The following is a 25,624-nucleotide window of genomic DNA, read 5'->3' on the forward strand; positions in this document are numbered from 1 at the left end:
CCGGACTTCTAACCCATTTGGGCATCGCTACGTTCCTTGTGCAAGGCACCCAGGCCCACTATTTTGTTATCAAATCATGAAAAAACCGCGTTTCCTGCCTGCTATACTTGGGGCTGCTCGCCTCACTGGCCTCGCGGCCTGGCAAACCGGCCGCCTGTTTCGCCAGCTGGCCGCCCGCGCCCTCGACAGCGTGCAGGACGTGCTGCGCGCCGAAGTAGAAAAAGGCAACCTCAAGCTGGTGGCCGATTTCCTGGCCGATAAGGCGCTGCCCGCCGCCCGTGTCCTGCTCATCGAGCAAATGACCGTGCGCCTGCTGCTGCGCCTGGGCCTGCGCGGGGCGCTGGCGTCCAACGTGGTGGGCTGGGTGCTGCCCTTCGTCATCGAGAAGCTAATCATGGTGGGCAACAAAAGCGGCTTATTCGACAAGCTGAAGGCCAATCCCACCATCAGCGAAGCCTTGAACAAGCTCGACGAGCTGCGCAGCGCCACCTGGAAAATGCTGGTACCCGACCCCGGCAGCAGCGCCGAGGTGCTGGCCAACGAGGCCGACGATGCGAAAACGCCCCGCCTGCCCCTGCTGCTGGCCGCCCCGGCTCCTAAATCTCCAAAAACGCCCAAAATACCCCAGGCAGATATAATTTCGGCATAAATACGCCCAAATATCGGCTGCAAACGATTGTGGTCGGTCACCAAAAAAAGCCACCTCACCCGAGATGGCTCTTTCAAAACCGGGGCGCGGCGAGAATTCCCACCCAACACCGGACCCGATTCCGTCCGCTGACGAATTACCGGCTGAACAATAGTTCGCGGTACTTCACCAGAGGCCAGTCCTCGTCGGCCACCATCTGCTCCAGCTTATCAACGGCGCGGCGGATGGGGTCGAATTTTGGTTTCACTTCTTCGCAGTATGCTACCGCCTTCTCGCGGGCATCTCCGATTTTGTTGGCTTGCTTACGCGCCTCCGTCATAGCGTCGGCGTTGGTTTTGATGGTTGAAACGTAGCGGGAAATAGCTTTAATCATTTCCAGCGTTACCTGGCTGTGCTCGTCGTCGAGGCCGAGCTCACGAAGGCCACGCACGTTGTTCACCAGCTTGGTCTGATACGAAAGCGCGGTCGGAATGATGTGGTTGATGGCCAAATCGCCCATTACGCGGCTTTCAATCTGGATTTTCTTCTGGTATTCCTCCAGCAAAATCTCGTGGCGGGCATGAAGCTCCACTTCCGAGAAGATGTTGTGGCGGGCAAACAGGTCGGCGGCGTCCTCGCGAATCAGGGCATCCAAAGCCTGGGGCGTGGTAGCAATATTGCTGAGGCCACGCTTTTCGGCTTCGTCTTTCCACTCATCGGAGTAACCGTTCCCCTCGAAACGAATATTCTTCGAAGATATTACATACTCGCGGAGAATCTCCACAATAGCCACTTCTTTCTTCTTGCCTTCCTCAATCAGGGCATCAACCGACTGCTTAAAATCGATGAGCTGCGTGGCAACGATGGTGTTGAGCACCGTCATGGCCGACGAGCAATTGGCCGACGAGCCCACGGCGCGCAGCTCGAACTTGTTGCCGGTGAAGGCGAACGGCGAGGTCCGGTTGCGGTCAGTGTTGTCGAGCAGGATGGCTGGAATCTTGTCGATGCCCAGCTTCAGGTAAATGTTGTCGCCTTTGTCGAGCGGCAGTTTGGCGGTGCGCTCCAGCTCATCGAGTACGCCGTCCAGCATCGAACCCAGGAACACCGACATGATGGCCGGCGGGGCCTCGTTGGCACCCAGGCGGTGGTCGTTGCTGGCCGAGGCGATGCTCGAACGCAGCAGGTCGGCGTAGCGGTGCACCGCTTTGATGGTGGTGATGAGGAAGGCCAGGAACTGCAGGTTCTCCTTGGGACGGCGGCCGGGGGCGAGCAGGTTCACACCGGTATCGGTGCTCATTGCCCAGTTGTTGTGCTTGCCGCTGCCGTTTACACCGGCAAAAGGTTTCTCGTGCAACAGCACTTTGAAATTGTGACGCTCACCAACGCGGGCCATCACGTCCATCAGGAGCTGGTTGTGGTCGACAGCCAGGTTGGCATCCTCAAACGTGGGGGCGCACTCAAACTGGTTGGGGGCCACCTCGTTGTGGCGGGTGCGCAGCGGAATACCGAGCAGATTGGCCTCTTCCTCAAACTCCAGCATGAAGCCGTGCACGCGGGCCGGAATCGAGCCAAAATAATGGTCGTCGAGCTGCTGGCCTTTGGCGGGAATGTGACCGAACAGCGTGCGGCCGGTGAGCACGAGGTCGGGGCGGGCGTCGTACAACGCCTTATCAACCAGGAAGTACTCCTGCTCGATACCGAGCGTGGTGTTCACACGGTTTACGTCTTTGTCGAAATAGTGGCAAACGTCCAGGGCCGACTTTTCCAGCAGGGCCAGCGACTTCAACAGCGGAGCTTTATAGTCGAGGGCTTCGCCGGTGTAAGCCACGAAAATCGTGGGAATGCACAGCGTCTTAGCGCCTACCGTTTCGATGATGAAAGCGGGCGAGGTGGGGTCCCAGGCGGTGTAGCCACGGGCCTCAAACGTGTTGCGGATGCCGCCGTTGGGAAACGACGAGGCATCGGGCTCCTGCTGCACGAGGGCCGAGCCCTTGAAGTTCTCAATCGGCCGGCCGTCGGAATTGAGGTCGAAGAAGGAGTCGTGCTTTTCGGCGGTAGCGCCGGTCAGGGGCTGAAACCAGTGGGTGTAGTGCGTGGCACCCTTGGCCATGGCCCAGGTTTTCATGGCCGAGGCCACGGCATCGGCCACGTTGCGCTCCACGGTCGCGCCCTGCTTGATGGCAGCCTGCAGCTTTTTGAAATAGTCACCGGGCATGGTAGCCCGCATGGCTTCCAGATTGAACACGCTTTGCCCAAAGCTGTCGGAGCGACGGGCGGCAGCGGGTGCCACAGTAATGGGGCGGCGCAGATTGACGAGTTCTAAAGCTTTAAAGCGGAGGATGGCCATAGGAATTGACTACCAAACGGAAAAATAGTGAGGCGGATGAGTTCGTATTCTGGGGGCAAAGATAAAACATGAATCACAAACCGTAGCAAACCACCCTAAATTATTGAGGCTTTTTCTCAAATACGCTCATATTTTCCGGTAATATGCTTCTTTTTTTAACCTGATTTTTAAAATTCGGTCTTCATAAAGACAAAGCCGATTACGGCCTAATGTTTTGGGGCGTATCGGCGGGCTATATCTTTAGGGCGTGAAAAACCGCTTTGCGTTCCAGCCGCGCTACTTTTTTTTCTGGCTGGTATTTTTTGAGCTGTGCCGGGGCTTGTTTCTGGGATACCAATACAAGGCCACGGCTCAACTGTCGGTGGCGGAGGTATTGGGAAGCATGGGGCACGGCCTGCGGCTGGACGCTTCGGCGGCGGCCTATGTCTGCCTGATTCCGTTCCTATTGTTTGTAATTGGCAGCCTGCTGCCCCGTTTTCAATTGCAGCGGCTGATAACGGGGTATTCGGCCGTTATCGGCATTGTGCTGGCCGTGTTGGTCACGGCCGACCTGGAGCTGTACCGCGTGTGGGGTTTCCGGCTCGATGATACGCCCATCCAATACCTGAACTCGCCGCAGGAAATGGCGGCCTCGGCGGGCAGTGCGCCCATTGGCCTGCTGCTGGTGTTGCTGCTGGGCCTGCTAGGCGCGGGCACCTACTTATATAAGGTAGTGATAGGGCGGCTGGTGCCGCTGCCCGCATGGTTTGGGCGGGGCCGGGCAGCACTAGCCAGCTTGCTCTACGCCGCGCTGCTGGTGGTGCCGCTGCGGGGCGGCACCCAGCAGATTCCGGTGAACCAGAGCGACGTTTATTTTTCCAGCATTGCTTTCGCCAACCATGCGGCCCTCAATGCGCCGTGGAACATGATAAGTGCGTTGGTACTGCGCGCGGCCGAGCAGCCCATTAAGCCCTTTATGCCCGACAGCACAGCTCGCCGCCTGGTGGCGGGCCTGTACCCACTGGCTGTGGGTACCCCGGCTCCGCCCGATTCGTCGGCGCTGGTGCTGAGCGAGCCCCGGCCCAACGTGCTGTTTATCATCCTCGAAAGCTTCACCTCCAAGTTTGTGGGCAGCGTGGGCGGCGAAAAGGGCGTGACGCCCAACCTCGACAGCCTGGCCCGAACCGGCATCCTGTTCAACAACATTTTCGCGGCCGGCGACCGCAGCCAGAAAGGGCTGGTTTCGCTGCTTTCGGGCTACCCCAATCAGCCCACGACCAGCATCATCAAGTTCCCGCGCAAAACGGAGCGCCTGCCCCATTTGTGTCAGTCGCTGGCCTCGGTGGGCTACAGCTCGCACTATTACTACGGGGGCGAGCTGGCGTTTGCCAACATGCGCAGCTACCTGCAAGCGGGCGGATATCAGAAGTTTACGGAGCGCAACGACTTTGCAGCGGCCGACCAGAACTCGAAATGGGGCGCACACGACGGGGTGCTTTTCGACCGTATTCTGGGCGACTTGAGTAAGCAGCCGCAGCCGTTCTTCGTCACGGCCTTCACCCTCAGCAGCCATGAGCCCTTTGAGGTGCCCATGAAGCCGCATTTCTCCGGCACCAGCGAGGTAGAGCAGTTTCGCAACTCGGTTTACTACACCGATTATACGCTGGGTAAATTCCTGCGGGAGGCCAAGAAACAGCCCTGGTACGCCCATACGCTATTGGTACTGGTAGCCGACCACGGTCACCAGCAGCCCGGCAACTCCGCCAACCAAAGCCCCAATAAATTCCAGATTCCGCTGCTGCTGGCTGGCGGCGCGCTGCGGCCCGAAGCCCGTGGCCGGGTAATAAGTGCGCTGGGTTCGCAAACCGACGTGGCCGCTACCCTGCTGCACCAGCTGCAATTACCGGCTCAACATTTCGTCTGGAGCCGCAACCTGCTGGCTCAGCATAACCCGCCCTTCGTGTACTACTGCTTTAATAATGGTTTTGGCGCCGTTTCGCCGCAGGGTACCATCACCTTCGATAACGTGGGTAGCCACATTATGGACCGCGACCCCGGCACCCCCAACAGCCAGCTGAAGCTGGGCCAGGCCATGGAGCAGGTATCGATGGAAGACTTTGCGCGCAAGTAGAACGCGCCCGGGCCGTACCTTTGCCAGACTATGCCTACCCCCCAATCCGTTGCTTTTTATACCCTCGGCTGCAAGCTGAACTTCTCCGAAACGTCGGCCATCGGCCGGCAGTTTGAGGAAAAGGGCTTCCAGAAAATTCCTTTTGAGGCCGGGGCCGACCTCTACGTTATCAATACCTGCTCCGTCACGGACCACGCCGACCGCAAGTGCCGCAAAGTAGTGCAGCAGGCCCTGAAACATAATCCGGAGGCCTTTGTGGCCATTGTGGGCTGCTACGCCCAGCTCAAGCCGCAGGAAATCGCGGCCATTCCCGGCGTGAGCGCCGTGCTGGGCGCGGCCGAGAAATTTATGCTGGTCGATATTCTGGCCGATTTTCAGAAGCCGGCCGCCGGGCAGCCCGGCGCGGTGCATGCCTCGCCCATCTCAGCAGCCACCGAGTTTGTAGCCGCGCACTCCTTCGGCGACCGCACCCGGACCTTTATGAAGGTGCAGGACGGCTGCGACTATACCTGCTCGTTCTGCACCATTCCGCTGGCGCGGGGCGGCAGCCGCTCGGGCAGCATAGCCAGTGTGGTGGAGCGCGTGGAGAAGTTAGCTGAGAACGGCGTGAAGGAAATCGTGCTCACCGGCGTCAACCTCGGCGATTTTGGTCTGCAGGGCCCCGAGCGCGAGCGCCGCGAAGATTTTACCCAGCTGGTGCAGGCCCTCGATGCCGTGACCGGTATCCGCCGCTTTCGCATCAGCAGCTGCGAGCCCAACCTGCTCACCGACCAGATTCTGACCACCGTGGCCGCGTCGGAGCACTTTATGCCGCACTTCCACATCCCGCTGCAAAGTGGCTCGGACAAGATTCTGGGCCTCATGCGCCGCCGCTACCGCCGGGCCCTCTACACCCAGCGCGTGGCCCGCATCAAGGAGCTGATGCCACACGCCTGCATTGGAGTCGATGTCATCGTGGGCTTTCCCGGCGAGACGGACGCGGATTTTCTGGACACCTATAATTTCCTGAACGAGCTACCGATTAGCTACCTGCACGTTTTCCCGTACTCGGAGCGGGCCGATACGCTGGCCCCCACCCTGCCCGGCCGGGTGCAGGACCGGGTGCGGCACGAGCGCACCACGCAATTGCGCAGCCTCTCGGAGAAGAAAAAGCGGTTTTTCTACGAAGAACACCTCGGCCTCGAAACCGAAGTGCTTTTTGAAGACGATGTGACCAATGGCCAGATGGAGGGCTTCACGCCCAACTACATCCGCGTGGCCGCCAAGTACGACCCGCTGCTGGTAGGCGAAATGAAGCCGCTACGCCTCACCAGCGTGAATGCCTTCGGGCTGATGGAAGCCGAGGAAATGGGTATTCTCGTCTGAACCGCAGATTCTGCTGATTAAACGGATTGAACGGATTCTCACTTAGGCTATTAGAAAACGCCTTTCCGAAACCGTAAAACAGCGAGGGCTGCCCATTGGGCAGCCCTCGCTGTTTTACGGTTTCTCAACCGGATGCCAAAATCTGTTCAATCCATTTAATCGGCAGAATCTGCGGTCTAGACCATGCTTTGTCGGGCCATGGCCAGCATTTCGCGCAGCATATTTTGCTGCTCCAGCAGGTGCTGGTTGCGCATTTCGGCGAGGGCCAGCTGGTGCTGTAAGTGTTGCGCATGCAATGCCGCCGCCACATAAACTTCGGGTGCGGATGCGCTGGGAGCCGGCGCGGGCACTGCCGGGGCTGGTGCAGGCGTGGGATGCGGAGCCGCCAACACCGGCACCGGCTCCTGAATCAGCGGGGCGCCTGGGGCTGCCGGGGCAACGGGCGCAGCGGGGGCTTCGGCAGCGGCAGCAACATGGGTTGCCACGGGATTTTCTGCCACGACAGGCGCAGCGGGAGCTGCCGCGGGCTGGGGCACTTCGGCCTCACCAGGAGCGGAGGCTCCGTTGGCGCGCACCGGCTGATTGGCGGCGGCAGCCAATGCCAGCGTAGCCGCTATTTCGGCTGGCTGAAGTCGGGAGCCGGCCACGCCCGGCCCGGAACGCCGCGCCGCATGCACCTCTACATCGGACAAATCGATGGGTTCGAATGCGGCTTCCGGCGCTACGGATGCGAGTGGCGCGGCGGGTGGCGTTACTGCTTTTGGTGCGTGCTCTCCACTCACCAACATCGGACCACGGCCTAACAAAAGCCAGTCTCTGGACACATTTGGATAAATTTCAAACACCTTACACAACAGGTCATAGCCGGGTTTATTGCGGCCGTCGATGAGGTGCTGCACCACGCTGGCCGTCTTGCCCAGGGAGATGGCAAAGCTGTTTTTGGTCAACCCAAACTGCTGAATGAGTTGCGCAAAGCGCTGGTCGATGGGAACAGAAACGGGCACAGCCATACACTTACACAAATGAGTAGTTGTGCAAATGTATAAAAAAGCCGCTTATCAGCCCCGCTTTGCGTTTTGGCTATTCGTAGCGCAGCGAATCAATCGGGTCGAGCGCGGCGGCTTTACTAGCGGGGTAGTAGCCCGAGGCCATGCCCACCCCTACGCAGATAACCAGGCCCGCCGCCATCCACCCCCACGGCACCAGGAAGGAGCCCGAGCCCACGAACTTGGCCACCAGGTTGCCACCGAGCACACCGAGCAGAATACCCATGCCGCCGCCCATGAGGCAAATCACAATGGCTTCCATCAGAAACTGAAACCGGATTTGGCGGGCCGTCGCGCCCAGCGCCTTGCGAATGCCAATTTCACGGGTCCGCTCCGTTACCGACACCAGCATGATATTCATAAGGGCAATGCTGGCCCCGAGCAGCGTGACGAAGGCAATGATGCTGCCGCCGGCTTTCATCTTGCCCGAAATCGCATCCAGGTCATTGGCCAGCGACGTGCTGCTCTCGACCACGAAGCTCTCTTCTTTACCCAGCTTGTCGTGCCGCACGGCGCGCATGATGCCGGTGGCCTGGCCCATGACGAAGTTGAGGGTGCTGTGCTCGGCGGTGGCCGTTTTCACGTCGTAGCTGAGGGCGCGCTGGCGGGGCATCTGGTTGCCGGTTTCGAGGGGTAGCAGGGCCACGCGGTCGGCCCCGCCGCCGCCACCAGCTCCACTCCCACTCTTTTCGAGCAGGCCCACAATCAGGAAGCGGCGACCCATGGCGGCCACGTACTTGCCCACCGGGCTCTGCTTCGGAAATAACTTGGAACGAATTTCGTCGCCCACTATCATCACATTTGCCCCGCTGTTGAGCTCGGCTTGCGAGAAGGTGCGGCCATTGGCTAGGTTGTAGCCTTCTATTCGCAGGTAATTTTCATCGCCGGCCACCACCTGCATGTTAGGGTTGGTTTTGGTGCCGTTGGCTTTCATTTCCACGGCCCCGGCAATGAAAGCCGACACGCCAACCTGGGCATCGTCGCCCATGGCTTTTTTATACTGCTTGGCTTGCAGGAAGCTGATGGGCGGATACTGCCTGGACTGCACGCCGCCGCGCCGCCCGCGGTTGCTGTAGCCCTTGGCGTGCAGTTCGAAGGAGTTGGCCCCGAGGCTGGCGAAGGTTTCGGACAGCGAATTCTTCATCGCGTCGATGCCCGTGAGGATGCCCACCAGCGCAAACAGCCCGATGCTGAGAATAAGGGCCGTGAGAATGGTGCGCAGCAGGTTGGCGCGGATGGAGCGGAAGGCTTCGCGGACGTTTTCGAAAGGACTCATGGGCAGGGATTTGTAGCACATGCTATAGCTTGTGCACTCAGGAAGGCACAAGCTAAAGCATGTGCTACTGAGTCAAAGTTCGGCGGCCGACGCTTAACTTGAACCACTGGCGCGGCAACCTCGTTGGTTTGCTGCGTTTCTTTCCCCCAAAAACTATGCTGCTCAAGCGTTTTTTGTTGCTTTTGCTCGTGGCCGTGGCCCCGCTGGCGGCCCGCGCCAACCACGTGTTCATCCCCATGGATAATACCCAGAAGGAGTGTCTGAAGGCCTACGGCGTGGCTTTCTGGCTGCTCCAGCGCGAAGTACCGGTCGATTGGCTGCTCAACTACCGGGGCGGCTCCTTTGCCTTCGAAAGCACGCCGGGGGCCGAGAACGAGCTGGCCGTGCGCGGCGTCAGCTTCCAGGTAATCAGTGAGGCGCAGTACACCGGCATTCTCCAGGAAATAGCCGACCCCAACGCCAACATGGACGTGATGAAGCTGGAGAAGGTGCCCAAAATAGCGGTGTACACGCCCAAGGGCAAGCAGCCCTGGGACGATGCCGTGACCATGGTGCTGGCCTACGCCGAAATTCCCTACACCCAGATTTACGACGACGAGGTGCTGAAGGGCGAGCTGCCCAAGTACGACTGGCTGCACCTGCACCACGAAGACTTCACGGGCGAGTACGGCAAGTTTTACGCCACCTACCGCAACTACCCCTGGTACCAGCAGCAAGTGCGCGACGCCGAAGCGGCCGCCAAGCGTAACGGCTTTGCCAAAGTGAGCCAGATGAAAGGCACGGTGGCCACCAAAATGCAGGAATTCATCGCCGGCGGCGGGTTTCTGTTCGCCATGTGCTCGGCCACCGACAGCTACGACATTGCGCTGGCCGGCCTAGGCATCGATATGGTGGAAAGTATGTACGACGGCGACCCGGCCGACCCGGCCGCGCAATCCAAGCTCAACTTCAACCGCTGCCTGGCCTTCCAGAATTTCCAGCTGGTGCGCGACCCGTACTTCTACGAGTACTCCAACATCGACATGCAACCCAACGAGCGCGGCCTGGGCGAGCAGAACGACTATTTCTCGCTCTTCACCTACTCGGCCAAGTACGACCCGGTGCCCACCATGCTCTGCCAGAACCACGACAAAACCATCCACGGCTTCATGGGCCAGACCACGGCCTTCCGCAAAAGCCTCATCAAGCCCGACGTCATCGTGATGGGCGAAACCAAGCAGACCGGCGAGGCCCGCTACATCCACGGCACGCTGGGCAAGGGCACCTGGACGTTCTACGGCGGCCACGACCCCGAAGACTACCAGCACCTGGTGGGTGAAGAGCCCACCGATTTGGCCCTGCACCCCAACTCGCCCGGCTACCGACTGATATTGAACAACATCCTATTCCCGGCGGCCAAAAAGAAGAAGCAGAAAACCTAAGAAGCTTCGCTCCCCCCGCGCCAATCCCCAACCTTCACCGATTGGGGCTTTTTTTGTCCTGAAACCTCCGGCAGGCGGACCCCAATGGCTTTATGCAGCGCCCGGCAACTCGCCTTGGCGGGAGTTTACCCGCTGTTCGCCCCACGCAGCGCGTCATTCACCGGTTTCGCGCTCATGATGAGGGCACTTATGGCTTAACTTTCAGGACCACATTAATATCCTTGCGCTTTGCTGCTACGCTTAAGCTTGTTCCTGTTTGTTCTGAGTGGCTTGGCAGCCCGTACGGCCCAGGCTCGCCAGCCCACGCATTTCCCTACTGACTCGGCGGTGCAGGCACTGCGGCCCATGCACAAGGGCCGCGCTGTGGCCATGCGCATTGCCGTGCCGTCGGCGCTGGTGGCCTTGGGCGTGATGGCCCACAGCCCCACCTACAGCACGGTGCTGTGCCAAGCTAAGCAGGACATGCAGGCCAAAACCCAGGAAGTTTTTGGGGGTTTCGATGCCCATGGCATCGACGACTACTCGCGCCATGCGCCCTTGGCGATTGCCTACGGCCTGATGGCCACCGGCCACCAAGGCGAACGCTCGGCCGTGGCCTTCACGCTCATTTACCTGGCCGCCCACGAGCTGAACGAAGGCATCGTGAGCAACCTCAAGCGCATCACCGCCGAACCCCGCCCCTACAACGCCCAGGATTTGAGCTCATTCCCGTCGTCGCACACGTCGCAGGCCTTTCTTACGGCCACGCTGCTGCACGAGCAATACGGCCGCCAGTACCCGTGGGTAAGCGTGAGCGGCTACGCCGTGGCCACCGCCACCGGGGCCATGCGCCTGATGGGCAACAAGCACTGGGCCACCGACGTGCTGGCCGGCGCCGCCATCGGCTTTCTTTCGGCCGAAACCGTGTGGCACCTCTATCCCGCGCTCACCAAAATGCTGCCGCCTCGCCTGGCCCACCGACTACTGCTGGTGCCCACCTACATGCCCGGCGCGGGCGCGGGGGCCGCGCTGGCCTTCCGGCCGTAGCCCGGCATTCATCGTTTGCAGAAGCCGACTCCTTTCGAATCAGAAAGTGGGCCGGCTTTTTTTGAGCGCGCGGGCCGGCTTCTGCTGTATCATTATTCGTCTTGTTTTCGTTTGGTAAGCAGCACGTTGCCAGCCGCCGATGGCTCCAGCAGTCTTTACGTTTCCTATTCGTATGGACGAACTGCATCAGGTAAACTACTCACTTTCCGCCAGCCAGCCCGAAGCCGCCGCTACCGAAGAAGCCGCCACCCCCCTGCCCCGGGCCGTGCTTCGGATGAACGGCCACATGCTGCTCGACGGCACCTGGCACTTCGCCGAAGACGCCGAAGACGTGGGCCTGCGCGAGAACTGGGCCCTGGGCCACGCCTACGAGCACACCGCCCAGTGGCCCGGCTCGGTCGAAGAGCACCTAGCCCAGGCGCGGGGCCACCAGAACGGCCCGGCGTGGCAAGACCAGGTGGTGGTGTGGTACGAGCGGGAATTCTACCTGCCCGAAGTAGGCGAATCGCAAAAGCGGTTGATGCTCCAGCTCACGTTTGGGGCCTGCGGCTACGACACCCGGGTGTGGCTCAACGGCAAGCCGCTGAAAACCATTGAAGGCGAAGAAATTCACCTGGGCGAATACACGTCGTTTTCTTATGAGCTGGACGAAGAATACCTGCATCTCGTCAACCGCCTCACGGTCCGCATTGCCGATACCATGGACGCCGAGGTGCCCCGCGGCAAGCAGGAATCGCACGTTTACAAGCGGGGCGGCATCTGGTACCAAACCTACACCGGGGCCGTGCGCAGCGTGTGGCTCGAAATGGTGGAGCGCAACCGGCTGCGCTCCCGGGTAGGCGTGGTGAGCGTGGTGGAAGACCGGCTGGTGCGCTTCAACCTCACCCTTCGCATTCACGATACTGGTGCTTATACCATTCGCCTACAGGCTTTTGAATCCGATACCAAAGACCGCACTACGCCCCTGGCCACCTCCGACTTCCCCCTGCTGCTGGTAGCCGGGCAGTGGCAGCAGCGGCTGGTGCTCGAAGTGCCGGGAGCCCGGCTGTGGTCGCCGGAAGCGCCGCACCGCTACCGGCTGGTAGCGCAGCTTATTCATGCCGATGGCTACGCGGCCCAGATTGAAACGCTGTTTGGCTTGCGCAAAATTGAAGCCCGGGGCCGCTACGTGTACCTCAACAACGAGCCGGTGTACCTCGATGGCATTCTGTACCAGCCCGGGCAGACCACCTACCAGGAAATGCAGCGCCACATGCACGCCATGAAGGCCCTGGGCTGCAACTTGGTGCGGGTGCACATTGCCGGCATCGACCCACGCATCTACAACCTGGCCGACGAGCTGGGCCTGCTGCTGTGGGTGGAAGTGCCCAGCCCGCACAGCTCTACCGCCCGCAGCCGCCAAAACCACCGGGCCGAGCTCCTGCGCCTGGTCACGCTCAGCGAAACTCACCCCAGCATCGTCATCTGGAGCCTGTACAACGAGGACTGGGGAGCCCAGGACATTGCCACCAACCCCGAAACCCGGCAGTATATCGTCGATACTTATCACTTTATGCAACTTGCCTACCCGCAGTTTCTGGTGGTGGATAACGACGGCTGGCACCACGTTTCCTACACCGGCCGCCTGAAGTCGGACCTGCTCACCGCCCACCTCTACACCCCCGACCTGAGCCGGTGGCAGGAGCTGCTCGACCGCCTGGTGGGCGGCGAGCTGGAGGGAACCGCCGCCTTCCCGCTGGTGGTGGGCGACCCGTTTTTCTACCGCCGCCAGGTGCCGCTCATTGTGAGCGAATGGGGCGGTTTTGGCTTTCCCGACTACGGCGGGCCGCAGGATGCGGGAGCCCGCACCAACACCATTCGCGCCTTCAAGCAGGAGCTGCGCCAGCGGCCCATTGCCAGCGACGTGTACACCCAGGCCACCAACATCGAAGACGAGCGCAACGGCTTGCTCGACCCGCATACCGGTGCGCTAAGCGTGCCCGCCGGCTTGCTAAACTCGCACCAGGTGCCGCCGCAACCGGTACAAGCCCCCGCCGCCGACCAGCTAGCGCCGGTTAGCGCGAAGGCTCGTTGGGGAAGCCGCCGCTAAGGTTGCCGTCATGCACCAGCCGACCCGCGTGGCGGTATTGCTGGCCTGTCGCTGCACACATAGCCGGGCCGGCACGGTAGTCGTCACGGAGTTCTCCTGCAAAATCAACGGGCCAATTTCCGGCTGCTGGCGTGGCAAAGCTATTTTTGCCGCCCTGGGCACAATCAGCTCAAATACGACTACTTGCTCTTGGTCTTCTTCACATGGCGCGCAGCATACAGGCTGCAGACCGTCGGTTCCGGATTCTTGGTCACGATGTTGCATAAGAGTTACAGGTAAAAGGTGAATGGATGACAGGCCGGAAAGTAAGGAAAATATTTTTTCTGTAAATATGATATCTATCAGCCAGAAAATCAAAATCTATGAAAAACTATTTTAATTATTTTTTTAATACTATCTCAATAATTCACTGCTCATTCTGCCGCTAGCGGCGGGGTAGCGGCCGGTTTCCGAACCACGCCGACCTTTCGGGGGTTATCTTTGCGGTACGCTGCCATTTGGCGCATTGCCTCCTCCATGACCATAACCAAAGAAGCCGTTCTCAAAGCGCTGAGCTACGTGGAAGAGCCCGACCTGGGCCAAGACCTCGTGACGCTCAACATGATTGAGAACATTGAGATTGACGGCCTCACCGTCGCGTTTACCGTGGTGCTCACCACCCCCGCCTGCCCGCTCAAGCAGCTCATTCACGATGCCTGCGAGCGCGCTATCCACACGATGGTGGATAAGGACGCCAACGTGGTGATTACCATGACCTCGCGCGTGACCACCCTGCGCAACAACCGCGGCGACCTGCTGCCCGGCGTCAAAAACATCATCGCCATTGCCTCGGGCAAGGGCGGCGTGGGCAAAAGCACCGTCACGGCCAACCTGGCGGTGGCGCTGGCCGCTACCGGGGCCAAAGTGGGCCTGGTTGATGCCGACATTTCCGGCCCCAGCATGCCCGTCATGTTTGACGTGGAAGACCAGGCGCCGCACGTATTTCAGGGGCCGAACGGCAAAAACCTGATTCAGCCCATCGAGAAATACGGCGTGAAGCTGATGAGCATCGGCTTTCTGGCGCCGGCCGAAAGCGCCATTGTGTGGCGCGGTCCCATGGCCTCGTCGGCGCTCAAGCAGTTCATTACCGAAGTAGATTGGGGCGAGCTCGATTACCTGCTGCTCGACCTGCCGCCCGGCACTTCCGACATTCACCTCACCCTGGTGCAAACCGTGCCCGTGACCGGGGCCGTTATCGTAACAACGCCGCAAAAAGTGGCGCTGGCCGATGCCCAGAAGGGTTTGCAGATGTTCCGCCAGCCCCAAATCAACGTGCCCGTGCTGGGCGTGGTGGAGAACATGGCCTGGTTTACCCCAGCTGAGCTGCCCGATAGCAAATACTTTATTTTTGGTGAAAACGGCGGCCAACGCCTCGCCGCGCAGCACGATGTACCGTTGCTGGGCCAGCTGCCGCTGGTGCAGAGCATCCGCGAAAACGGCGACCAGGGCCGGCCGGCCGTACTCGACCCGAAATCGGTGGTGGGCAAAATGTTCGCCGACCTGGCCGAGGCCGTAGCCCGCCAGGTGAGCATCCGCAACAACGTGGCCCCCAAAACGGCCGTCGTGCAAATGAACCCCTAACTACCTGTGGAAAACCAAGCTGCCTCCCCCATTTTCGACCATCCGCTCATGCCCCGCGTAGAGGCTGCGCTGGACAGCCTGCGCCCCTACCTGGCCACCGACGGCGGCAACGTGCGCGTGGCCAACATCACCCCCGAGGGCGTGCTGCAACTGGAATGGGAAGGTGCCTGCGGGGCCTGCCCCATGTCGCCAATGACCCGCGCCGGCCTGGAAGACACGGTGAAAAAAGCCGTACCCGAAATCACGGCCGTCGAGGCACGGTAGGGCTTTTCTCATTATCCTCAGGTCAAAAGACCATCGTCATGCAGCTCGCAGCGACGCATCTTTACCGCAGCAAGTAATCCTTTCGATTGGGCTACTATTGCGGTAAAGATGCGTCGCTGCGAGCTGCATGACGTTTTTTGATTCGACTCCCTTCCATATCCCCCCAACCTCACCACCCCCGTATGCCCAACGAACTCAACGCACCTTCGCTTCACTCCTGGATTGATATTCACCCCGAAAGTGACTTTCCAATCCAGAACCTACCCTTCGGCGTATTTGAAACCGATGAGCGGGGGCCGCACCTGGGCGTGGCAATTGGCGGCTATGTGCTTGATTTATATGCCGCCAGCCAGTTTGGTTTTTTTCAGGATTTGGATGAGTTGGGCGATGCCCAGCCCAAGGTATTTCGGCGGAAGTCGCTGAATGCATTTCTGCGGCTGGGCCGGCCGGCCTGGCGGGCCGTGCGCCAGCGCGTGAGCGAGCTGCTGCGTCACGACGAGCCCCGCCTGCGCGACAACGAGCTGGCCGTGCGCGACTGCCTCCTGCGCCAAACCGAAGTGCGCATGCTGCGCCCCGTGAAGCCGGCCAACTACACCGATTTTTACAGCAGCATCGAGCACGCCACCAACGTGGGCACCATGTTCCGCGACCCCGCCAACGCGCTGCTGCCCAACTGGCGGCACTTGCCCATTGGCTACCACGGGCGCACTAGCAGCATCGTGGCCTCGGGCACCGATATCCGCCGGCCCAATGGCCAGCGCAAGGCTCCGACCGAGGACGCGCCTACCTTCGGCCCCAGCCGCCAGCTCGACTTTGAGTTGGAAATGGCCTTTGTAGTAGGCACCGGCACCGAGCTGGGCACGACGGTATCCATCGACGAAGCTGAAAACCACATCTTCGGTCTGTGCCTGTTCAACGACTGGAGCGCCCGCGACCTGCAAAGCTGGGAATACGTGCCACTAGGGCCTTTTCTGGGCAAGAATTTCGGCAGTAGCATGGCCCCGTGGGTAGTGACGCTGGATGCGTTGGAGCCCTTCCGCATAGCTGGCCCCACGCAGGAACCCCAGCCCCTGCCCTACCTGAGCCAAAGCGGCGCGCACAACTTCGACGTGCACCTCGAAGTAGCCCTGACGCCCGCCAATGGCCCCGAAACCACCATCAGCCGGGCCAATTTCGGGCTCATGTACTGGAGCATGGCGCAGCAGCTCACCCACCACGCCTCCAACGGCTGCAACCTCGAAGCCGGCGACCTCTACGCCTCCGGCACCATCTCCGGTGCCACGCCCGATTCGCTGGGCTCCATGCTGGAGCTGAGCTGGCGCGGCACCCGCCCCGTGCCCCTGGCCGATGGCTCGGAACGGAGCTTCCTGCTCGACGGCGACACCGTGACCATGCGCGGCTACGCGGAGAAGGATGGTGTTCGCATTGGCTTTGGCGAAGTAAGCGGCACGGTGCTGCCAGCGCTGTAAGAAGTTTTGAGAGTTGAGTTTTGAGAGTCCATTCAAAACTCAACCCTCAAAATTCAACCCTTCTTAGTGCATACGGTCGTCGCGCACCGGCAAATTTGTCACGATTTCGCCTTCAATTACCAGCAATTCCTGCAACCGCTCTTCTACCAGTTTCGGGTCGCAATATTCTTTGGCCAGGTCGACGTAGCTCACGAAATGCGCGGCTTCGGACACCATCAATTCGTAATAGAATTTACTTAATTCCTGGTCGGCGATATTTTGCCACAGTAATTTGAACCGCTCGCAGCTGCGCGCCTCAATCAGGGCCGAAACCAAGAGTTGGTCCATGAGCTGGCGCTCGCGGGCACCGCCTTTGCGCACATGGGCCAGCAGCTGCACCACGTACTCGTCTTTGCGGGGACGGCCCAGGGCAAAACCGCGTTTACGCAGCTCCAGGAGCACTCGTTCGAAGTGGCTCCACTCCTCGGCTACCAGGTCGGTCAGCTCATCCACGAGGCGGGTTTTCTCGGGATAATGGATAATCATGCTGATGCCGGTGCTGGCGGCTTTCTGCTCGCACCAGGCGTGGTCAACCAGAATATCTTCGATATTTTTCTCCGCGATATTTACCCAGCGCGGGTCGGTATTGAGCTTTAATTTGAGAATGGTCTTTTCCTTTATCATCGTCATTCTAATTGAAGAAATTCCACTTTACGCCCAGCTGAAGCCGACGCGGATAGCCGGTGTAGAAAGGCGAAGCGTAATAGCCGTTGTAATTGAGTCCCTGGTTGACGTAAGCAATTTTCAGAAATATCGAAACCGTCTTGATATCGGCCACAAAAAACACGTCGGCAATGGCGTGAGCACCGATGGTGAAATGGTCCTGCTGGTAGAATTGCTGGGCCGTGGGATTGTAGGTGTAGCCCCGGAATGCAGACTGGTAATATACTTCGGCCCCAATCTGGTTGAACAGCGCTTTGTGGAAGATGTAGCTTTCGAAAAACACTCGCGAATTGGTTACCAGACTGGGAATACGCAGGCCTTCAGAGTCATTATCGCCCTTGGTGTAGGTGACCTGGTTATCGAAGCCCACGCGGCCCAGCATGGTGCGGTGGCGGGCGAAGACAATAACCAGATTACGGTTGGTGCCGAGCTGCTGCGGGGCTCCCGTGGTGCCATAATACACCAGATTGGCGATGTTTACGCCGCTCACGCTGGCCTCGAAGCGCTGGCCGGTGAGGAGGCCCAGACTGGGCAACTTCAGCTGCAGGCGGCCGGTGAACTGCTGGGTACTGATGTTTTTATCAAACGTGCCATCGACGGCATTGGTGGCGGGGCTGATATAGTTGCCGCTCCAGTGGCTCCAGGCATAGTGGTTGCCGATGAACTCCTGCTGGGTGAGCGTGGGCGAGTAGGAATTCACCAGCACCTCGGCCGAAAGCGGGCCGGTACGCACATTGCCCCGAAACCAGTATTCGGGGCTGAAATTACTCGAGCTAAGGCCACTCAGGGGCAGCAGGTACACTTCGCCGGCCGTTTCCACGGCGTAAATGGTGCGGTAGTTGAACGCAGCCGTGCCCCCAACAAAGAATTGGTTGAACAGCCGCGACGGAACGGGCTGGCGCAGCATCAGGTTGGCAGTAGTAGAGCCGGTGAGCAGCGTCTGGCTGACCAGGGAAGCATCGCGGTCGCGGGCGTAGAGGCGGTATTCGACGGCTTTGGTGCGGCCCAGCACCCCAATGGTGTTTTCGACCTGGCGGTACTCGGCCCGGTCGATGGTGGCGGTGGGGCTGTTGAAGGAGCTGGGGAAAAACGAGCGCTCCAGCGAGCCATCGGAGGCGCGGACCGTTTCCAGGCCCAGGTCGGCAAAGCTGTTGTACTGGCGCTTGGCGTCGAAGGTGTGGTAGACGGTGAGGCCGCGCCCGAGCAGGCGGTAGGTTTGGGTGAGGTAGAGCTCGTCGCGGTCCTCGTTGTTGGCCGCCTGGGTGAGCCACACCTGCTGCTCGCGGTACTTGAAGAGGTCCTGCGGCGTGTTTTCGCCTTCCAGCGGCTTGATGCCGCCCTGCTCCAGGGCCCGGTGGCGCACGTTGCTGAAGTTGAACAACAGGTGGTACCGCTCGTTATCATTTTGATACCGGCCGAAAAACAGCAGGTTGGAATGTTCCACCAGGCCATCGCGGGAGCCCTTGGCGGGCGCCAGCACCTTGTTCGAGGCAATTCGCTCGTAGGCCACACCCACGCTGAAGTTCTTTTTCAGGCTGCGGCTGTAGCTGATTTCAAAAACCTGTTCGCCCGCCCCCGACTGCACCACCCGGAAAAACGAATACGGCGAGCGGGAGTCGTAGTACGGCACCGTGCGGGCATCGCGGGCATATTTGTCGAACGCGTTGCGCCCGAAGCGGGCCCCCAGCTCCAGATTGGGCTGATAAAGCAGCGGCCGCGAGGCCGAGCCCACCGTACCCAAATCCTGCTGGAAAGTGGTATCGTGAAACCAGAACCGCGCCTGCGGCCACTTGGTGAGCGTGGTATCGAGCGGGGTGCCGGAAGTGGAGTCGCGCAGCACCTCGGCCTCGTAGATGACGCGGGTCGTTTTGGGGCCGTACAGTACCTTGGTAGAGTCATCGACTACCTGGGCCCGGGCACAGGGCGCGGCCAGCAGCAGCAGCAGGCAGATAAGGGGCCACAGGCGCGACCAGGAGCGTAAAAAAGGAGATTGCAGAGCCTTCAAGGAAGAAACAAAATAGAATGGCGTGCAATATTGCCGCTAGTCAAGTCAATGTAAATCAAGCACCCGCAGCGGGCACGGGCGGCAACAGCTGGCGCAGAGCCACGCCACCATCGCCCAGAAACGCCGCCCGTACCGGAATGGTATAGAGCGGCAGGCCGGCCCGGGCGGCCCACAATTCGGGAGCCAGCAGGCGCGTGGCGTCCTTTTCCGTCGTAAAAATAGGCCAGCCCGGCTGCCAATGCGCCCGCAGCGCCGCGACATCCTCCGGCGTGAAGGCGTGATGGTCGGGGAAATTAGCGTGGTGCCGGATGCCATAACCCTGGTTTTCCAGGTATTCGCGCAGCGGGCCAGGCTGGGCAATACCCGTCAGCAGCAGGGCCGGGCCGGCGGGTGTGGCGGGCAAAACGGTGGCTGGTGCACCTGGTAGCGCCTGGGGCGCGGCGTAGTCGTAAGCGGAGAAAAGTACGGGCGCACCGGGCCGACTGTAGCGCCGAACCTGCTGCGCTACGGCCTGCTGGTCAGCGGCTGAAAGGATGAGCGGGCACTTGGTTACGATGATGATATCGGCGCGGGCGGCCCCGGCGCGGCTTTCGCGCAGGCGGCCAGCGGGCAGCACGTAGTCCGCATAAAAAGGCCGGGCCAGCTCCGTGAGAAGAATATTGAGCGCCGGGCGCACGGCGCGGTGCTGGTAAGCGTCGTCGAGCACGATGACGGTAATTTCCGGGTGTTCGCGCAGCAACAAGTGCGCACCCAGCCGGCGCTCCTCGGCCACGGCCACCACCACGCTACGGGCCGCAAACTGCTCGAAATACTGCCAAGGCTCGTCGCCCACGGTCGCGGCCGAATCCTGGGGGCCGGCCAGGCGCGGGCCTTTGGTCTGGCGGCCGTAGCCTCGGCTGAGGATGGCCGGGCGATGCCCCTGGCGCAGCAATTCTTCCACCAGCCATATTACGTGCGGCGTTTTGCCGGTGCCGCCTACGCGCAGGTTGCCCACATTGAGCAGCGGCACGGCGAAAGTTTCAGTCCGTTTCCAGCCGATGTCGTAGAGCCAATTGCGCACGGCCAGCACGGCGGCATAAAGCCAGGAAAACGGCAACACTAAAAAGGTTATAACGGACTGCACGCGCGAACTATTACCGGAGCAAAGGCCCGCAAAAGTACGGCGGTTGCCGAGCCACCCGCACAACTAAGCCCCGAAGCGGTTGCACCCAACCCGTCACCTCACGCTATTTACCATTTCCATGCGCTCGTTGTTCCTGCTTGGCTGCCTGTTGGCCGTGGCCCCAATAGTGCCCGCATGGGCTCAGGTCCCCGCCGATTCGTTGCCCCGGCAGCTGCCTGCCTCTTCGACTGGACTAACTGCTTTTGCTGCCGAGCGCACCCGGCTCGACCAGCGGGCGCTGGCAGTATTGGGCGGCTGGGCCGTGGGCAATTTAGTGGTCAGCGGCATTGCTACGAGCCAAACGGAAGGCTCGGCCCACTATTTTCATCAGATGAATGTTGGCTGGGGCGCCGTTAACCTGGCCCTGGCGGGCACCGGCTACCTGGCCGCCCGGCGGGCCAATCGGCCGCCGGCTGCCGACCGCGCCACCAACGTGCGCGCCCAGCTGCGTACCGAAAACCTCTACCTGTTCAACGCCGGCCTCGACGTGGCCTACCTGGCCACGGGCTTTTACCTGCTCGAAAAAGGCCGCAATCCCACCGCCTCAGGCTCCCCTGAGCGCTGGCGGGGCTACGGGCAGTCGCTGCTGCTGCAAGGCGGATTCCTACTTTTGTTCGATGGGTTGCAGTTTGCAGCCCACCACCAGCACGGCGCTCGGGCCCTCTACCCATTGCTAAGTCGGATTAGCATCGGCCCCGGCGCGGTGGCCCTGACATGGCCTCTGGGCGTCTCGGGGCATCGAACGGTCACCCCGGTTATTTCCCAATAAAGCCTTAATAATCCATGCCAAACCTGGCTACTTCCCTTCCGCGCCTTCTGCGCACCTTTCCCCTGCCCACGGCCCTACCGGCGGGGGTAGAAGCCCGTTCCGCGAGCCGGCCGTATTCGACCTGCTGAGCCAGTTTACCCATAAATTCTACCCCGAAGCGCCACCCCGCGTGGCCGTGCTAGGCATCAACCCCGGCCGGCTGGGCATGGGCCTTACCGGCGTGGCCTTCACCGACCCCACCGCCCTGACCGACCTTTGCGGCATCGAACACGACCTACCCCGGCAGCGGCCCGAAACCTCCACCCAGTTCGTGTATAAAGTCATTGCGGAAATGGGTGGACCGGCAGCATTTTATCAGCACTTTTATGTGGGCTCATTAGACCCACTGGTGCTGCTGAAAAATGGTCTGAACTACAATTACTACGACTCCCCCGTTCTCACCAAAGCCCTGTGGCCGTATATCCAGCTTTCGCTGCGCCAGCAGGTAGAATCGTTAGGTTTGCGCCGCGATGTGGCCGTGAGCCTGGGCAAGCGCAACGGCGAATTCTTCAAGCGCCTCAATGCCGAGCTGAGCTTATTCGATAAAATCATCGTGCTCGACCACCCGCACTACCTCATGCAGTACAAAAGCCGGGGCGAAGCCGCGAACGTAGCCCACTATGTAGAGATGCTGGGCCGCTGCCTGCCCTGCTCATAACTCAACATTCAAAACTCAACCCTTCCCCCAAAGTGCCCACCGTTCAAGACCTTGCCCGCCTGCTGGAAGCCGCCGCGCCCCTCGCCTACCAGGAAAGCTACGACAACGCCGGCCTGCAATGCGGCGACCCGCAGGCCGAAATAACCGGCGTACTGATAACGCTGGACTGCACCCCGGCCATCGTAGCCGAGGCCGTACGGCGCGGCTGCAACGTGGTGGTGGCCCACCATCCGGTTATTTTCCGGCCCCTCAAGCGCCTCACCGGGGCCAATGAAGTGGAGCAAACCATCATCGCGGCCCTCAAAAACGACGTGGCCATCTACGCCGCCCACACCAACCTCGACAACGTGCGCGGCGGCGTCAATGACAAGCTCGCCGAAAAACTTGGCCTGCTAAAAACCCGCGTGCTGGCTCCGCAAAGCGGCACCCTGGCCCGCCTCATCACCTACGTGCCCAACCGGCCCGAAGACCAGCAAACCGACTTAGCCGGCCGCGTGCTGGCCGCGCTCTACGCCGCCGGGGCCGGCCAGGTGGGCCAGTATTCCGACTGCAGCTTCCGCACCGAAGGCACCGGCACCTTCACGCCCGGCGCGGGCACACAGCCCGCCATCGGTATCCAAAACCAGCCCGAAACCGTGGCCGAATTGCGCCTCGAAGTGCTGCTACCGCTGCACCGGCAGGCGGCCGTGCTGCGGGCCTTGCGGGCCGCTCATCCTTATGAAGAAGTTGCCTATGAGCTGATTAAGCTCGAAAACACGCATCAGGAAATAGGTGCGGGCCTGGTGGGCGAGCTGCCTGAGGCGCTGGCCCCGGCCGCGTTCCGGCAACTACTGAAGCGGCAGCTGCTGGTACCCGTGGTGCGCCACACGGCGTTTGATAAACTAATTAAAACGGTGGCCATCTGCGGCGGGGCGGGCGCGTTTCTCATTGGCGCGGCGCGGGCCGCGGGGGCCGATGCCTACGTGACCGGCGATGTGAAATACCACGAGTTTTTTGGGGCCGAGGGCCAGCTGATGCTCTGCGACGTGGGCCATTTTGAGAGCGAACAGTTCACCGGCGAAGTATTCCGGGATTTGCTAACGGCCGGATTTGAACGTACTTTTGCGGTCTTAATCGCTGAAACCCCTACGAACCCCGTTCAATATGACTGCTAAAAGTGCCGCCGTGGCTCCCGCCGACGTTCCCGTAGCCGCCAAGCTCGAAGCCATGCTCACCTTGCAGCACCTCGATTCGCAGCTCGACGAAATTCGGCGCGTGCGGGGCGATTTGCCCGAGGAAGTGAGCGACTTGGAAGACGAAATTGCTGGCTATGAGGTGCGTGTGAAGAAATTCGACGAAGACATTCAGGGCCTGAACGACTTTATCAAGAGCCGCAAGCAAGCCAGCAAGGATGCCGAAACGCTCATCAAGAAGTACGACGAGCAGCAGCAGAACGTACGCAATAATCGCGAGTTCGAAGCCATTGCCAAGGAAATTGAGCTGCAGCGCCTGGAAATCCAGATTGCCGACAAGAAAATCAAGGAGTCGCAGTACCAGATTGACGTGAAAAACGCCGAAATCAGCGGTACGAAGTCGAAACTGGACGAGCGCCGCAAGGACCTCGACACCAAAAAGAGCGAGCTCGACACCATTATTTCGGAAAACGAAGAGGAAGAGCGCAACATCATGGCCCAGCGCGAGGAAGCTACCAAGCCGGTAGAAGAGCGCCTGTTGACGGCTTACACCCGCATTCGCGGCAACGTGCGCAACGGCCTGGCCGTGGTGCTGGTGCGCCGCGACGCCTGCGGTGGCTGCTTCAACACGGTGCCGCCCCAGCGCCAGGCCGATATCATCTCGCACAAGAAAATTATCGTGTGCGAGCACTGCGGCCGGATTCTGGCCGACGTGGAAGCTCGTGTTGCGTAGCTTTCGGTTGCTTTATGAATTGAAAAAAGGAACGGCAGTGCCGTTCCTTTTTTGTTGCCGGGTTTTGGGTCTTTGCGGTTTTATGGCTAGTCGATTGTTATCCGTTGCTGCGTTTTGCATCTGCGCCCGCCGGGTCGGGCTGGTGCTGGCGTTGGCGGGCGGCCCGCTGCTGGCCCCGGCGCGTTGCCTGAACCTCCCCGAAGCCGTCGAAATTCAGCACCTCCCTGATAACGTTGAACAGCTCGAAAATCAGAATCAAAAACCTGACGCCCTGAGCACCAACAGCCGCCGCGCCTACGCGGAAGTTATGAAGCTGCGCCTCGACGCGGGCCGCGCCCTGCTCCGGACTGAGCTGGCCAGTGCGCCCACCGCCCCCGCCCCCCTGCTGGTGGCCAACTGTGCCGATTTTGTGGAGCTGCTCATCACCCAGGATGCCAGCCGTTACGATGCGCTGACGGCCACGCAGACAGCCCGCCTCGACGCGCTGGATGATGCGCCGGCCAGCGCGTTGCGCGATTATGCCCGGGCCGAAATCACGCTACACCTGGGACTGAGCCAATTGCTATTCAAACACCTGGTGGTGGGGGGCTACCACCTGCGCAGCGGCTACCACCAGATGCAGGACGTGGTGAAGCAGTATCCCACCTTCCTGCCGGCACGCAAAACGCTGGGTGTTTGTGAGTTTGCAGTGGGCTCGCTGCCCGAGGGCTACCACTGGCTGCTGCGCCTGCTGGGCCTCACGGCCAACTCGGATACGGGCCTGCAACGCCTGGGCCAGGCCGCCGCTCAGCCAAATGATTTCCAACTCGAAAGCCAGATTTTTCTGGCCCTGATTCGGGAGAGCTACTATAAAAAGCCCGCTGAGGCCTTGCGCCTGGCCGAGCAGCTCACCACCCAACAGCCTGATAATCTGTTATTTACCTACCTGCGCACCAGCGTGGAGAAGCGCCAGCACCACGGTGCGGCGGCCCTGGCCGCCTACCGCGCCCGGCCCACCGGCCCCGGCTACCTGCCCACGGCCTACCTGCACCACATGGCCGCCGACCTGTTGCTCTACCGGGGCGAATACGCCGCTTCGGAGCGCGAAAACCTGGCGTTTCTGCACGAGTTTCGGGGCCATCACTACCGCAAGGATGCGGCCTTTAAGCTCTACCTGGCCATGTGGCTGAGTGGGCAACCGGTGGCAGCCGCCAAGTATCGTGCGCTCATCAACCAGGCCGGCCCGGCCGATGTGGAGGAGGACGTGTACGCCCAGCATTACTACCAGGAGGCCACAGCCCTCAACCCCATCCTCACCAAAGCCCGGCTGCAATCCGACGGCGGCTACGACCGGGAGGCACTCAGTACGCTGTGGGCCTTCCACGCCAATCAGACCACGCTTTGGCGCGACCGCATTGAGGCCCCCTACCGCCGGGCCCGCGCCTATCAGGGTCTGGGCCGGCTCGATTCGGCTTGGTTCTATTTCGAACAAACCCAGACCGAGGCGGGCCCCAAAGCCCCTTATTACTACGCCCCCCAGGCCGCTCTGCAACAGGGCTACATGGCCCAAAGCGTGGGTAACAAGCCCACGGCGCGCCTTTATTTTCAGCGGGCGCTGCGTTACCCCTGGCACGAATACAAAAACAGCACCGATGCCAAAGCCAAATTGGCCCTGCGGGAGTTGAAGTAGCCCGGCCCGACCTTTACCGTCGAAAAATGCCGCATCAACCGTCTCTCTAGCTGT

General features: G+C 60.7%; 21 protein-coding genes. 14 read left to right on the plus strand and 7 right to left on the minus strand.

Annotated elements, in window-relative coordinates; all coding sequences use genetic code 11:
* Positions 1-76: 76 nt before the first annotated feature.
* Positions 77-649 carry a hypothetical protein gene (locus KQ661_RS14245; RefSeq protein ID WP_216688959.1) on the plus strand — a complete coding sequence of 191 codons (573 nt, stop codon included), beginning with the start codon at positions 77-79 and terminating at the stop codon, positions 647-649.
* A gap of 136 nt (positions 650-785) precedes the next feature.
* Here KQ661_RS14245 and KQ661_RS14250 read toward each other — a convergent pair whose 3' ends face one another.
* Positions 786-2,975, minus strand: a complete 2,190-nt coding sequence (locus KQ661_RS14250) for a glutamine synthetase III family protein (RefSeq protein WP_216688960.1) — start codon at positions 2,973-2,975, stop codon at positions 786-788.
* Between the two features lie 247 nt (positions 2,976-3,222).
* Here KQ661_RS14250 and KQ661_RS22905 point away from each other — a divergent pair, with 247 nt between their 5' ends.
* Together KQ661_RS22905 and mtaB are read left to right on the plus strand one after the other, a co-directional pair.
* Positions 3,223-5,085, plus strand: a complete 1,863-nt coding sequence (locus tag KQ661_RS22905; protein WP_216727323.1) for an LTA synthase family protein — start codon at positions 3,223-3,225, stop codon at positions 5,083-5,085.
* 30 nt (positions 5,086-5,115) lie between these two features.
* Positions 5,116-6,450 (plus strand): tRNA (N(6)-L-threonylcarbamoyladenosine(37)-C(2))-methylthiotransferase MtaB, encoded by a 1,335-nt coding sequence (mtaB, locus tag KQ661_RS14260; RefSeq protein WP_216727324.1) that lies wholly within the window; start codon positions 5,116-5,118, stop codon positions 6,448-6,450.
* 176 nt (positions 6,451-6,626) lie between these two features.
* Here mtaB and KQ661_RS14265 read toward each other — a convergent pair whose 3' ends face one another.
* Together KQ661_RS14265 and KQ661_RS14270 are read right to left on the minus strand one after the other, a co-directional pair.
* Entirely contained in the window at positions 6,627-7,454 is an 828-nt protein-coding gene (locus KQ661_RS14265; RefSeq protein WP_216727325.1) for a helix-turn-helix transcriptional regulator, read from the minus strand.
* Positions 7,455-7,530: 76 nt separating this feature from the next.
* On the minus strand, positions 7,531-8,772 hold the full coding sequence (locus KQ661_RS14270; protein ID WP_216688964.1) for an ABC transporter permease: 1,242 nt from the start codon (positions 8,770-8,772) through the stop codon (positions 7,531-7,533).
* A gap of 155 nt (positions 8,773-8,927) precedes the next feature.
* On the opposite strand from KQ661_RS14270, the gene KQ661_RS14275 reads away from it, so the two are divergent.
* The 3 genes from KQ661_RS14275 (at position 8,928) to KQ661_RS14285 (ending at position 13,308) form a co-directional block, all read left to right on the plus strand.
* On the plus strand, positions 8,928-10,193 hold the full coding sequence (locus KQ661_RS14275; RefSeq protein ID WP_216727326.1) for an asparagine synthetase B: 1,266 nt from the start codon (positions 8,928-8,930) through the stop codon (positions 10,191-10,193).
* Between the two features lie 228 nt (positions 10,194-10,421).
* The gene (locus KQ661_RS14280) at positions 10,422-11,219 is read left to right on the plus strand and encodes a phosphatase PAP2 family protein (protein ID WP_216688966.1); all 798 of its coding nucleotides are present in this window, start codon (positions 10,422-10,424) and stop codon (positions 11,217-11,219) included.
* A 172-nt stretch (positions 11,220-11,391) separates the two neighbouring features.
* Entirely contained in the window at positions 11,392-13,308 is a 1,917-nt protein-coding gene (locus tag KQ661_RS14285; protein ID WP_216688967.1) for a glycoside hydrolase family 2 TIM barrel-domain containing protein, read from the plus strand.
* On the opposite strand, the gene KQ661_RS14290 is transcribed toward KQ661_RS14285, so the two are convergent.
* Entirely contained in the window at positions 13,264-13,665 is a 402-nt protein-coding gene (locus tag KQ661_RS14290; RefSeq protein ID WP_216688968.1) for a hypothetical protein, read from the minus strand. The two genes, KQ661_RS14285 and KQ661_RS14290, sit on opposite strands and share 45 nt — an antisense overlap.
* 159 nt (positions 13,666-13,824) lie before the next feature.
* Here KQ661_RS14290 and KQ661_RS14295 point away from each other — a divergent pair, with 159 nt between their 5' ends.
* From KQ661_RS14295 to fahA, 3 genes are all read left to right on the plus strand, one after another.
* Entirely contained in the window at positions 13,825-14,928 is a 1,104-nt protein-coding gene (locus KQ661_RS14295) for an Mrp/NBP35 family ATP-binding protein (protein ID WP_216688969.1), read from the plus strand.
* A 48-nt stretch (positions 14,929-14,976) separates the two neighbouring features.
* The gene (locus KQ661_RS14300; RefSeq protein WP_216690704.1) at positions 14,977-15,192 is read left to right on the plus strand and encodes a NifU family protein; all 216 of its coding nucleotides are present in this window, start codon (positions 14,977-14,979) and stop codon (positions 15,190-15,192) included.
* Positions 15,193-15,374: 182 nt separating this feature from the next.
* Positions 15,375-16,661, plus strand: coding sequence for a fumarylacetoacetase (fahA, locus tag KQ661_RS14305; protein WP_216688970.1), 1,287 nt, complete (start codon positions 15,375-15,377; stop codon positions 16,659-16,661).
* A 63-nt stretch (positions 16,662-16,724) separates the two neighbouring features.
* On the opposite strand, the gene miaE is transcribed toward fahA, so the two are convergent.
* Genes miaE through lpxK form a run of 3 tightly spaced genes read right to left on the minus strand, consistent with a single transcriptional unit; the run spans position 16,725 to position 20,467 of the window.
* Positions 16,725-17,324, minus strand: a complete 600-nt coding sequence (gene miaE / locus KQ661_RS14310) for a tRNA-(ms[2]io[6]A)-hydroxylase (protein ID WP_216726267.1) — start codon at positions 17,322-17,324, stop codon at positions 16,725-16,727.
* Between the two features lie 7 nt (positions 17,325-17,331).
* A complete protein-coding gene (locus KQ661_RS14315; RefSeq protein ID WP_216727327.1) occupies positions 17,332-19,368 on the minus strand; it encodes a putative porin in 2,037 nt (678 codons plus the stop codon).
* Positions 19,369-19,423: 55 nt separating this feature from the next.
* Entirely contained in the window at positions 19,424-20,467 is a 1,044-nt protein-coding gene (gene lpxK / locus KQ661_RS14320; protein ID WP_317196115.1) for a tetraacyldisaccharide 4'-kinase, read from the minus strand.
* Positions 20,468-20,609: 142 nt separating this feature from the next.
* Between lpxK and KQ661_RS14325 the strand changes: the two genes are divergently transcribed.
* The 5 genes from KQ661_RS14325 to KQ661_RS14345 all read left to right on the plus strand — a co-directional run bounded on the left by KQ661_RS14325 (position 20,610) and on the right by KQ661_RS14345 (position 25,570).
* On the plus strand, positions 20,610-21,299 hold the full coding sequence (locus tag KQ661_RS14325; protein ID WP_216726268.1) for a DUF6992 family protein: 690 nt from the start codon (positions 20,610-20,612) through the stop codon (positions 21,297-21,299).
* A gap of 124 nt (positions 21,300-21,423) precedes the next feature.
* Positions 21,424-21,996 (plus strand): uracil-DNA glycosylase family protein, encoded by a 573-nt coding sequence (locus KQ661_RS14330; protein ID WP_235727266.1) that lies wholly within the window; start codon positions 21,424-21,426, stop codon positions 21,994-21,996.
* A 32-nt stretch (positions 21,997-22,028) separates the two neighbouring features.
* Positions 22,029-23,150 (plus strand): Nif3-like dinuclear metal center hexameric protein, encoded by a 1,122-nt coding sequence (locus KQ661_RS14335; protein ID WP_216727328.1) that lies wholly within the window; start codon positions 22,029-22,031, stop codon positions 23,148-23,150.
* Entirely contained in the window at positions 23,140-23,901 is a 762-nt protein-coding gene (locus KQ661_RS14340) for a zinc ribbon domain-containing protein (RefSeq protein WP_168673163.1), read from the plus strand. The genes KQ661_RS14335 and KQ661_RS14340 overlap by 11 nt, the downstream gene beginning before the upstream one ends.
* Positions 23,902-23,983: 82 nt before the next feature.
* Complete coding sequence (locus KQ661_RS14345; protein WP_216727329.1) at positions 23,984-25,570, plus strand: DUF3808 domain-containing protein; 1,587 nt, start codon at positions 23,984-23,986, stop codon at positions 25,568-25,570.
* The last annotated feature ends 54 nt before the right edge of the window (positions 25,571-25,624 follow it).

It is taken from the genome of Hymenobacter siberiensis (assembly GCF_018967845.1).
Classification (GTDB): Bacteria; Bacteroidota; Bacteroidia; order Cytophagales; family Hymenobacteraceae; genus Hymenobacter; species Hymenobacter siberiensis.